We start from the raw sequence: 10,812 nt of genomic DNA, 5'->3' as shown, positions 1-10,812 counted from the left end.
GTGAGCAGTACGTCCGAGGGCGACGGCACGGGGTTGCCACCGGCCCGCTCCTCCTCGCGCAGCGCCCGGCCCAGGCGGCGCAGGTCGGCGGCGTCCATGGCGGCGAGGGGGGAGGCGAGCAGGGTGAGGGCAGTCTCGGTGTCGAGCCAGGAGGAGGCGAGAGCGGGCGGCTCTTCGGAATCGGAATCGGCATCCGGCACAGCGTCTACGTCGTCGGCCTCCTCCTTGGCCCGTACGGCTTCGGTGTCGCCCTCGGGGCGTGCCGACGCCTCCGCCGTGGCGACCGCCCGCAGCGCCGTCAGCAGCGGCGCCACCGCCGGCTCGTGGCGCAGGGGCAGATCGTCGCCGTCGATGTCCAGGGGGACGCCGGCCGCGGTGAGGGCGCGCCGGACCGTGGGGATCGTCCGGGAGCCGGCGCGCACCAGGACGGCCATGTCGCTCCAGGGAACGCCGTCCTCCAGGTGTGCCCTGCGGAGGATGTCGGCGATGTTGTCCAGCTCCGTGCCGGAGGTCGGGTACGTGTACACCTCGACGCGTCCGCCGTCGCGCACCGGGGACAGCTCGCGGTGGGCGCGCACCTTCTGTGCCGGGAGCCGGGTCAGGGGCATGCGCTGGGTCAGCAGGCGGGTGGCGGTCAGCAGGGTGGCGCCGGAGCGGCGGGAGGTCCGGAGCACCTCTACGGGGGCGGGGCTGCCGTCCGCGCGCGGGAAGGCGCTCGGGAAGTCCAGGATGCCGTTCACGTCGGCGCCCCGGAACGTGTAGATCGACTGGTCGGGGTCTCCGAAGGCGACAAGGGTGCGGCCACCGCCGGCGAGGGCGTGCAGCAGTCGTACCTGGGCCGGGTCGGTGTCCTGGTACTCGTCCACGAACACGGCGTCGTACTGTGCGCCGAGCCGTTCGGCGGCCTCGGGGCGGTGGGCGAGGAGCACCGCGCGGTGGACCAGTTCCGCGTAGTCGAGCACTCCTTGGAGGTCGAGTACGTCGAGGTACTCGGCGAGGAAGGCGGCGGCTGCCCGCCAGTCGGGGCGGCCGATGCGGTGGGCGAAGGCGTCCAGGGCCGCGGGGTCCAGGCCGAGTTCGCGGCTGCGTGCGAGGACCGCGCGGACCTCGTCGGCGAAGCCGCGGGTGGTGAGGCAGGCCCGCAGCTCGTCCGGCCAGCGCACATGCGCGAGGCCGGGCCGCTCCAGGTCGGGCTGGCCCGCGAGCAGTTCACGTACGGCGACGTCCTGTTCGGGGCCGGACAGCAGCCGTAGCGGCTCGACGAACAGGTCGCTGTCCTGGTGGGCGCGGACCAGGGCGTAGCAGAACGAGTGGAAGGTGGTGGCCCGGGGCGCGTGGGCGGCACCGACGCGCAGCGCCATGCGGTCGCGCAGTTCGACGGCGGCCTTGCGGCTGAACGTCAGCACGAGGATCCGCGCGGGGTCACCGCCCCGGGCGATCCGGGCCGCGACGGACTCCACGAGTGTGGTGGTCTTGCCGGTGCCGGGACCTGCGAGGACGAGCAGCGGACCGGACTGGTGGTCAACCACCGAGCGCTGTGGCGCGTCCAGGTGAGGGGGAGCCGGCCGGGTCGGCGGGGTACGCACCAGTCGGTAAGCGCCACGGTTCCCCTGTCGCACCTGGGGGTGCGACAGGCGCCTGGTGGAGGAAGAGGAGCTCACGTGGTTCGCCGGTCCTGGTGGGTGTACTGGTTGGCAGGCTGCCGCGCGTCGAGGTCGGTGGCAGCGGGGTGAGGGGGACGCGTGCAGCCGACGCTACGCCGACGGGTCGTACGGGAGCAGGACTTCCGCTTCTTCCCGCGCGGCTCTCACGACCCGTGTGTCCCTCGCCCCTCGAACGTACGGCATGCCACGGACGTGCCCCGTTTCCCCCGTACGGGCCACAGGCCGCACCCGGGCGGGCCCGATGGCGGAAGCTGTCAGGTGTGACCGTCCGCGCGCTCGCCGCCGTCCCATCGCGCCCGTTTCATGTCGACGCGTGGCAGGTGGCCCTCGGTGGCCCTGCTCGCCTCCTTCAAAAAGGTGCCCTCCTCGCGGTAGTGGTCGAGCGCCTCCAGTTCGTGACCGGGGAGCAGCACGCCGTCCGCGCGGACGACCCGCCACCACGGAACGGCTCCTCCGTAGAGGGCCATCACGCGGCCGACCTGGCGCGGTCCGCCCTCCTCCAGCCATTCGGCGACGTCGCCGTACGTCATGACGCGCCCGGGCGGAATCCGTTCGGCCACGTCGAGGACCCGCTCCGCGTACTCGGGCAGCGCGTCGTCGTGCTCCGGGCCGACGCCGTCCGGAAGGCTCTCCTCGCTCATCCGCCCCATCCTGCCGCACCCCACCGACAATGCGACGCGCTGGCGACTGTGGGTATCCCTCGCCCTGGAGCGGCGCGTGCGGCAGACTGTGCGCCCCCGCATTTGCACCCTGATGCCCCCGTGTGTCGGTGGGGCATGCCACCATCGTGCGGGCGGTGACCGGTGATACGAGATCAAGAAGAGACGATGAAGCAGCAGGGTGTGCATCCCGAAGACGCGGAGGGCACCTCTGACGCTGCGTCGCGCCCGGACACCGTCGACGCGAACGAACAGGCCTCCGAGGAGGGGCCCACCGAGACGCCCCCGCCCGACCCCGTGTCCGGCCTCGACGACTGCGACGACACACACGCCGAAGAGGTCGAGGGCGACGAACCGCTGCTCCCCGCGCGCGTGCACCGCCCTTCCGATCTCATGCGCCTCCTGGTGGGCTTTCTCGCGATCGTCGTACTGCTCGCGATCGCCGCGTTCGCGCACGGCACGACCTCGGGGCTCGAACAGGACATCAACAAGGGCACCGGCCAGGCGCCCGACCTGCTGATCAAGATCGCGGGGCTGGCGTCGAGCATCGCCATCCTGTTGGTGCCGGTCGCCTTCGCGATCGAGCGGCTGATCAAGCGCGACGGACTGCGCATCGCCGACGGCGTGCTCGCGGCGGTCCTCGCACACGGGGTGACACTCGCCACGGACCTGTGGGTCGCCAAGGCCGCCCCGGGGTCCATCCAGGAGGCCCTCACCCAGCCCTCCCCCGGTGACATCCACGCGCTCACCGACCCTGTGCACGGCTATCTGGCGCCCGTCATCGCCTATATGACAGCCGTCGGCATGTCCCGGAGGCCGCGCTGGCGCTCCGTGCTGTGGATCGTGCTGCTGCTGGACGCCTTCTCGATGCTGGTCACCGGGTACACGACTCCGTTCTCGATCATCCTGACGGTGCTGATCGGCTGGACCGTCGCCTACGGGACGCTGTACGCGGTGGGCTCCCCGAACGTCCGTCCCACCGGGCGGACACTGATGGCCGGCCTGCGGACGGTCGGTTTCCACCCGGTGGGCGCGGCCCGCGAGGAGGTCGTGGACACCGAGAACGGCGATCGTGGCCGGCGCTACTTCGTGACCCTGGAGGACGGTCCGCCGCTGGACGTCACCGTGGTCGACCGGGAGCAGCAGGCCCAGGGCTTCTTCTACCGCGCGTGGCGCAATCTGACGCTGCGCGGTTTCGCGACCCGCAGCAGTCTCCAGTCGCTGCGCCAGGCACTGGAGCAGGAGGCTCTGCTCGCCTACGCGGCGATCGCGGCCGGAGCCAACGCCCCCAAGCTGATCGCGACCTCGGAACTCGGCCCTGACGCCGTCATGCTCGTCTACGAGCACACCGGCGGGCGCACGCTCGACTCGCTCGCGGACGAGGAGATCACCGACGACCTGCTGCGCCTGACCTGGCACCAGGTGCAGGCGTTGCAGTCGCGGCGCATCGCCCACCGCAGGCTCGCCGGTGACGCGATTCTGGTGGATCGTTCCGGCACGGTGATCCTCACGGACCTGCGCGGCGGCGAGATCGCGGCCGGTGAACTGCTGCTGCGCATGGACGTCGCCCAGTTGGTGACGACGATCGGTCTGCGGGTGGGCGCCGAACGCGCGGTGGCCTCGGCGGTCGGTGTCCTCGGCCCCGATGCCGTGGCCGACTGTCTGCCGATGCTCCAGCCCATCGCGCTGTCGCGCTCCACGCGCGCGACGCTGCGCCGGCTGTCCCGGGAGCGGGCCCAGCGGGAGCGCGACGCGATCCTTGAGGCGTCCCAGCAGACCAGGCTGGCCCGCGCGGAGGAGGCCTCGGAGAGCTCCACGCCCGTACTCGAAAAGCCCGACAAGAAGGCCGTACGTGCGGAGCAGCGGGCCGAGAAGCGTGCCATCGACGAGGCGTTGGACGAGGCGCGCGAGGAGGATCTGCTCACCCAGATCCGCCACCAGGTGCTGCTGATCAGACCGCAGGCGCACGTCGAACCGGCCCGTCTGGAGCGGGTGCGGCCACGCACGCTGATCAGTTTCATCGCGGGCGCGATCGGTGCGTACTTCCTGCTGACGCAGCTCACGCACATCGAGTTCGGGCCGCTCGTCGCCAACGCCCAGTGGGGCTGGGTGGCCGCGGCCGTGCTCTTCTCGGCGCTGAGCTACTTCGCGGCGGCGATGGCCCTCCTGGGGTTCGTGCCGGAGCGGGTGCCGTTCCTACGGGCCGTGGCGGCGCAGGTCGCAGGGTCGTTCGTGAAGATCGTGGCACCGGCCGCGGTCGGCGGTGTCGCCCTGAACACACGCTTCCTGCAGCGTGCCGGAGTGCGGCCCGGGCTCGCGGTGGCGAGTGTCGGCGCGTCGCAGCTGTTCGGCCTGGGCTGCCACATCCTGATGCTGCTGTCGTTCGGCTATCTGACCGGCACCGAGAAGACGCCGTCGCTGTCACCCTCCAGGACGGTCATCGCCGGTCTGCTGACGGTGGCGGTGCTGGTGCTCGTGGTGACCTCGGTGCCGTTCCTGCGGAAGTTCCTCGTCACGCGCGTGCGGTCGCTGTTCGCGGGTGTCATCCCGCGCATGCTCGACGTGCTGCAGCGGCCGCAGAAGCTGGTCACCGGCATCGGCGGCATGCTGCTGCTGACGGCCTGCTTCGTGATGTGCCTGGACGCGTCGATCCGGGCGTTCGGCGACCAGTCGACGTCGCTCAGCCTGGCCAGCGTCGCCGTCGTCTTCCTCGCGGGCAACGCGCTCGGTTCCGCGGCCCCCACACCGGGCGGTGTGGGCGCGGTCGAGGCGAGCCTGACGCTCGGTCTGATCGCCGTCGGCCTGCCCAAGGAGGTCGCCGCTCCGGCGGTGCTGCTGTACCGGCTGCTGACGCTGTGGATTCCGGTGCTGCCGGGCTGGCTGTTCTTCAACCACCTGTCCCGCAAGGGCTCCCTGTAGAACACGCACACATACGGACGTGGGGCACGCACGCGTGCGTACCTCGTACGGCCCGTGCCCCGAGCGCCCCGTCGCATGCGACCTCAGGATGGGAGCATGCCGAACCCCTCCCGGCTGCGTGCCGCTGCCCTGACCGCCACCGTCGTCCTGCTGTCCGCCACGCTGGCGGGCTGCGGTGGCGACTCCAAGGACGAGGATCCGACGGCCCAGAAGCTGAGCTGGAAGGACTGCCCGGCCCCGTCCGAGTCGGAGGGCGGCGGCGCCGCGCCGTCGCCGCTGCCGAACGGCGACAAGTGGCAGTGCGCCACCATGAAGGCGCCTCTCGACTGGAGCAAGCCCAAGGGCGACACGATCGGGCTCGCGCTGGTGCGGGCGAAGGCCAGTGGTGCCGCGAACAAGCGGATCGGGTCGCTCGTCTTCAACTTCGGCGGCCCCGGCGGCTCGGGCGTCACCACGCTGCCCGCGTTCGGCGAGGACTACGCGACCCTGCGCACCCGCTACGACCTGGTGAGCTTCGACCCGCGTGGCGTCGGCCGCAGCGCCGGCGTCAAGTGCGAGAGCGACTCCCAACTCGACGAGTACTTCCAGCAGGACGCCACACCGGACGACACGGCCGAGCGCACCAAGCTCCTGGCCAACACCAAGCAGTTCAACGCGGCCTGCGAGAAGAACTCCAAGAAGATGCTCCCCCAGGTGCGCACCACCGACGCGGCCCGCGACATGGACCTGATGCGCCAGGTCCTCGGCGACGACAAGCTGCACTACTTCGGCATCTCCTACGGCACCGAACTCGGCGGTGTCTACGCCCACTTGTTCCCGAAGCACGTGGGGCGTGCCGTCTTCGACGCGGTCGTCGACCCCACCCAGAACACCGAACAGGGCTCCCTGGGACAGGCCAAGGGCTTCCAACTGGCGCTCGACAACTTCGCCGACGACTGCACGTCGAAAACCACGGACTGCCCGATCGGCGACACCGCACAGAACGTCAAGGACCGCATCGCCAAGCTGCTCAAGAGCCTCGACAGCAAGCCGATCACGGGCGTCTTCCCCCGTCGGTTGACCCAGACCGCCGCCACCAACGGCATCGCGCAGGCGCTGTACTCCAAGGACTTCTGGGAATACCTCACCGAGGGGCTCGAACAGGCCTACAGCGGTGACGGCAAGGTCCTCATGGTGCTGTCCGACTCGATGAACGGGCGCAGCGAGAACGGCGAGTACAGCAACATCGCCGCGGCGAACGTCGCCATCAACTGCGCCGACGAGAAGCCGCGGTACACCGCCGACTACGTGGAGCGGAAGCTGCCCGAGTTCCGGGCCGCCTCTCCCCTCTTCGGCGACTTCCTGGCCTGGGGCATGGTCGGCTGCACCGACTGGGCCGTGCCGGGCGCCGCCGACCATCCCGACGTGAGCGCGGCCGGTTCGGCGCCGATCCTCGTCGTGGGCAACACCGGTGACCCGGCCACGCCGTACGAGGGCGCGCGGAAGATGGTGGACGCGCTGGGCAAGGGCGTCGCGGTCGAGCTGACGTACAAGGGCCAGGGGCACGGTGCGTACGACAGCAAGAACAAGTGCGTGCAAAGCGCGGTGAACGGCTATCTGCTGAACGGAAAAGTGCCGACTGCCGGCACCGTCTGCTCCTGACCCTCCCTCCCGAATTCAAGCAAAATCGCAGGTCAAACGGTTATCCACAGGCCGTCACGGGCTCGGCTCGCGCCGCCTAATATGGCCTGACCGCCATCCGCGGCGTGACGCGGACGGCCTGCGAGGGGGGAATGCACATGGCGCGATTCGTACGGTGGACGGCTCTGGTGGCCGCCGCCGCACTGCTGACGGCCGGCTGTAGCAGCGGCTCGTCGGACGACGGCAAGGACGGCGCGGGCGCGGGGGACGCCAAGCCGTCCGCAGCCGGCTCGCCCTCTTCTACGTCCACCACGGCCGCGCTGCCCGCGTCGCTGACCGCGCAGAGGCTCGACTGGGGACGCTGCAAGGCCACCGCCGACTCGGCCGCGCCCAGCAGCGACTGGCAGTGCGCGACGCTCAAGGTGCCGCTGGACTGGGCGAAGCCGGACGGCTCCACGATCGGGCTGGCGCTGATCCGCTCGAAGGCGACCGGCGGCGACCGCATCGGCTCGCTCCTGTTCAACTTCGGTGGTCCTGGCGGCTCGGGCGTGGACTTCATGCCGGCGTACTCCACCACCGTGTCCGCGCTGCACGAGCACTACGACCTGGTGAGCTGGGACCCGCGCGGGGTTGCCGCCAGCGAAGGCGTCCGCTGCCGCAGCGACAAGGCGATCCAGGCCACCGAGGACGTGGACGCCACACCGGACACACCGGCCGAGGAGAAGGCGTACTTCCAGGACGCCGCCGACTTCGGCAAGGGCTGCGAGAAGGCCGCCGGAAAGCTGATGGCACACGTGTCGACGACCGACACGGCCCGCGACATGGACCTGATGCGCCAGGTCCTGGGCGACACGAAGATGCACTACTTCGGCATCTCGTACGGCACCGAACTGGGCGGTGTCTACGCCCACTTGTTCCCGAAGAAGGTGGGCCGGCTGATCCTGGACGCGGTCGTCGACCCGACCGCCGACACGGTGGGCCACGCGCTGAACCAGACCCGGGGCTTCCAGCGCGCGCTGGACGACTACCTCAAGTCGAGGAACCAGGACCCGGCTCAGGGCTCTAAGAAGATCGCGGCCCTGCTGAAGCGGATCGACGCCAAACCGCTGGCCACCTCGACCGGGCGGAAGCTGACCCAGACACTCGCACTGACCGGCATCGTCCTGCCGCTGTACAGCAAGGAGAGCTGGCCCACCCTGACCAGCGCCCTGAACTCCGCGGAGGAGGGCGACGGTTCGGAGCTGCTGGCCCTCGCCGACGGCTACAACGACCGTGACAGCGCGGGGCACTACGGCACGACGACCCACTCCCAACGGGTCATATCGTGCTTGGACGACAAGCAGCGGCCGACGCCCGAGCAGACGCAGAAGCTGCTGCCCGAGTTCGAGAAGATCTCCCCCGTGTTCGGCGACTTCCTGGGCTGGGACACGGCCGGGTGGTGTCACGACTGGCCGGTGGCCGGGCAGTACGACACCCCGGAGGTCAGCGCGCCCGGCGCGGCGCCGATCCTGGTGGTCGGCAACACCGGGGACCCGGCGACGCCGTACGAGGGCGCCCGCAAGATGGTCGACGAGCTGGGCAAGGGCGTCGGTGTGGAGCTCACCTGGAAGGGCGAGGGCCATGGCGCGTACGGCAGTGGGAGCGACTGTGTCGACTCGACGGTGGACGCGTATCTGCTGAAGGGGACGGTGCCCAAGGACGGCAAGGTCTGCGCCTCCTAGCGCGAGCGTCCTCCCGGATCTCCGCCCGAGCAGCGGAAAGGGGCCCGGCACCTGTGGTGCCGAGCCCCTCCCGGGAAGGCGTGTGCCTAGTAGACCGGCTTGTCGGGCTCGATCTGGTTGACCCAGCCGATCACGCCGCCGCCGACGTGGACCGCGTCGGCGAAGCCCGCCGACTTCAGGACGGCGAGGACTTCCGCACTGCGGACACCCGTCTTGCAGTGCAGGACGATCTTCTTGTCCTGCGGGAGGGTCTCCAGGGCGGTGCCCATGAGGAACTCGTTCTTGGGGATCAGCTTGGCGCCGGGGATCGAGACGATCTCGTACTCGTTGACCTCGCGTACATCGATGATCTCGATGTTCTCGCCGTCGTCGATCCACTCCTTGAGCTGCTTGGGAGTGATCGTCGAGCCGGCGGCGGCCTGCTGGGCCTCCTCGGAGACGACGCCGCAGAAGGCCTCGTAGTCGATGAGCTCGGTGACGGTCGCGTTCGGCCCGCACACCGCGCAGTTGGGGTCCTTGCGGACCTTCACCTGGCGGTACTGCATCTCCAGGGCGTCGTAGATCATCAGGCGTCCGACGAGCGGGTCGCCGACGCCGGTGAGGACCTTGATGGCCTCGGTGACCTGGATGGAGCCGATGGACGCGCACAGCACGCCCAGGACGCCGCCCTCGGCGCAGGAGGGGACCATGCCGGGGGGCGGGGGCTCCGGGTAGAGGCAGCGGTAGCAGGGGCCGTGCTCGGACCAGAAGACGGAGGCCTGGCCGTCGAAGCGGTAGATCGAACCCCACACGTACGGCTTGTTCAGCAGTACGGCGGCGTCGTTGACCAGGTAGCGGGTCGCGAAGTTGTCCGTGCCGTCGACGATCAGGTCGTACTGGCTGAAGATGTCCATCACGTTCTCGGCCTCAAGCCGCTCTTCGTGAAGGACCACGTTCACGTACGGGTTGATGCCCAGCACGGAGTCGCGCGCCGACTCCGCCTTGGAACGGCCGATGTCGGCCTGGCTGTGGATGATCTGGCGCTGCAGGTTCGACTCGTCGACCTCGTCGAACTCCACGATGCCGAGCGTGCCCACGCCCGCCGCGGCCAGGTACATCAGCGCCGGCGAGCCCAGACCGCCGGCGCCCACACAGAGCACCTTGGCGTTCTTCAGCCGCTTCTGCCCGTCCATGCCCACATCGGGGATGATCAGGTGGCGGGAGTACCTGCGGACCTCGTCTACGGTGAGCTCGGCAGCCGGCTCGACCAGGGGTGGCAGCGACACGGGGACTCCGTTGGTCGGTCAATCACTACAGTTGTTCTCCCCGTAACACTGCCATGCCCCTCTTCATTCCGAGACACCCGTTCCGATCCGCGAGACGATCTCGTCCCAGTAGCCGGGCATGGTCTCCCAGGGGTCGGTGCGGCCGCCGCGATCGGTGTGGTCGGTGAAGTAGATGGTCGAGGCACCCTGCCAGCGGGCGATGCGCAGCGCCTCGTCGAGATGGCCGCGCGGGACGCTGTGCACGAAGTGGCAGAAGCGTTCGGGCGGGTGGTCGGCGGTCCACTCGGCGACCTGCGACCAGCGGTAGTCGCTCCACGGGCCGGAGAAGGTCACCAACTGGTCGGCGAACTCGGCGTATCCGGGGTGCGGGTGGGTGCCGTGCCCCAGGACGACATGGGCGCCGTCGCGGATCTCGCGGAGCGTGGCGACCGTGCGGCGGACCTCGGGGAGCACGGTGCGTCCGATGGGACAGCGGTCCAGGAGGAAGCCGTCGGCCCGGTACCAGTCGAGATAGCGGTGCGCCTCGGAGATCAGCTCGCCGGAGGCACGGGCGCCGTACGCGGCGTCCAGGTGACCGAGAACACGGACGCCCATGTTGCGCAGGCGGCCGGCCGCTTCCAGGCAGTGCGGGTCGGGACGCGTCCCCGGGCCGGAGGAGACGTTGAGGACGACCCAGTGCAAGGGGGTACCGGGGCGGGTGAGTTCGCCCCACTCGGCCGGTGCGACGAGGGGGTGTGCGTAGCCGGGGATGCCGAAGCCGGTATGGACGCCGGTGCTGGTGGTGCCCGGGGTCGTGCTGGTCAGATGCGGCACGCCGCCTCCATCCAGATGTCGGCGAGGGACTCCTCCAGGTTGATCCGGGGCCGCCAGCCGAGCCGGTCGCGCGCGGTGCGTACGTCGGCCTGCTGCCAGCTGCCGCAGCCGTCCGGGTACGCGACCGGGGCCGCGTGGTCGGGGTCGGTGC

7 protein-coding genes and 1 pseudogene are annotated in these 10,812 nt (G+C 70.3%); 3 read left to right on the top strand and 5 right to left on the bottom strand.

Going from position 1 to position 10,812, the window contains the following annotated elements; translation table 11 throughout:
• The coding region (locus R6V09_RS34940; protein ID WP_317885480.1) for an ATP-dependent helicase at nucleotides 1-1,661 on the bottom strand (1,661 nt) is incomplete at its 3' end.
• A 257-nt stretch (nucleotides 1,662-1,918) separates the two neighbouring features.
• Nucleotides 1,919-2,305, bottom strand: a complete 387-nt coding sequence (locus tag R6V09_RS34935; protein WP_317885479.1) for an MGMT family protein — start codon at nucleotides 2,303-2,305, stop codon at nucleotides 1,919-1,921.
• 186 nt (nucleotides 2,306-2,491) lie between these two features.
• On the opposite strand from R6V09_RS34935, the gene R6V09_RS34930 reads away from it, so the two are divergent.
• The 3 genes from R6V09_RS34930 (at nucleotide 2,492) to R6V09_RS34920 (ending at nucleotide 8,583) form a co-directional block, all read left to right on the top strand.
• Nucleotides 2,492-5,242, top strand: a complete 2,751-nt coding sequence (locus R6V09_RS34930) for a lysylphosphatidylglycerol synthase transmembrane domain-containing protein (RefSeq protein ID WP_317885478.1) — start codon at nucleotides 2,492-2,494, stop codon at nucleotides 5,240-5,242.
• Nucleotides 5,243-5,338: 96 nt separating this feature from the next.
• A complete protein-coding gene (locus tag R6V09_RS34925) occupies nucleotides 5,339-6,883 on the top strand; it encodes an alpha/beta hydrolase (protein WP_317885477.1) in 1,545 nt (514 codons plus the stop codon).
• Between the two features lie 137 nt (nucleotides 6,884-7,020).
• Entirely contained in the window at nucleotides 7,021-8,583 is a 1,563-nt protein-coding gene (locus R6V09_RS34920) for an alpha/beta hydrolase (protein WP_317885476.1), read from the top strand.
• 86 nt (nucleotides 8,584-8,669) lie between these two features.
• Here the strand turns inward: R6V09_RS34920 and moeZ are convergent, their stop codons facing one another.
• The 3 genes and pseudogenes from moeZ to R6V09_RS34905 all read right to left on the bottom strand — a co-directional run.
• Complete coding sequence (gene moeZ, locus R6V09_RS34915) at nucleotides 8,670-9,848, bottom strand: adenylyltransferase/sulfurtransferase MoeZ (RefSeq protein ID WP_262055799.1); 1,179 nt, start codon at nucleotides 9,846-9,848, stop codon at nucleotides 8,670-8,672.
• 63 nt (nucleotides 9,849-9,911) lie between these two features.
• A complete protein-coding gene (locus R6V09_RS34910; RefSeq protein ID WP_317885475.1) occupies nucleotides 9,912-10,661 on the bottom strand; it encodes a spherulation-specific family 4 protein in 750 nt (249 codons plus the stop codon).
• Nucleotides 10,649-10,812 (bottom strand): annotated as a pseudogene (locus R6V09_RS34905) (reductase); the annotation flags it as partial. The gene R6V09_RS34910 and the pseudogene R6V09_RS34905, both read right to left, overlap by 13 nt.

Source organism: Streptomyces sp. W16 (genome assembly GCF_033194735.1).
Lineage (GTDB): Bacteria > Actinomycetota > Actinomycetes > Streptomycetales > Streptomycetaceae > Streptomyces.
Note: the sequence above shows the minus strand (reverse complement) of the source record. Positions and strands in the feature narration are given on the sequence as shown.

Excerpts from the sequence above, each read along its gene's own strand:
- R6V09_RS34930 (WP_317885478.1), top strand. The coding sequence starts at position 2,492 with ATGAAGCAGCAGGGTGTGCATCCCGAAGACGCGGAGGGCACCTCTGAC.
- R6V09_RS34920 (WP_317885476.1), top strand. The coding sequence starts at position 7,021 with ATGGCGCGATTCGTACGGTGGACGGCTCTGGTGGCCGCCGCCGCACTG.
- R6V09_RS34925 (WP_317885477.1), top strand. The coding sequence starts at position 5,339 with ATGCCGAACCCCTCCCGGCTGCGTGCCGCTGCCCTGACCGCCACCGTC.
- R6V09_RS34935 (WP_317885479.1), bottom strand. The coding sequence starts at position 2,305 with ATGAGCGAGGAGAGCCTTCCGGACGGCGTCGGCCCGGAGCACGACGAC.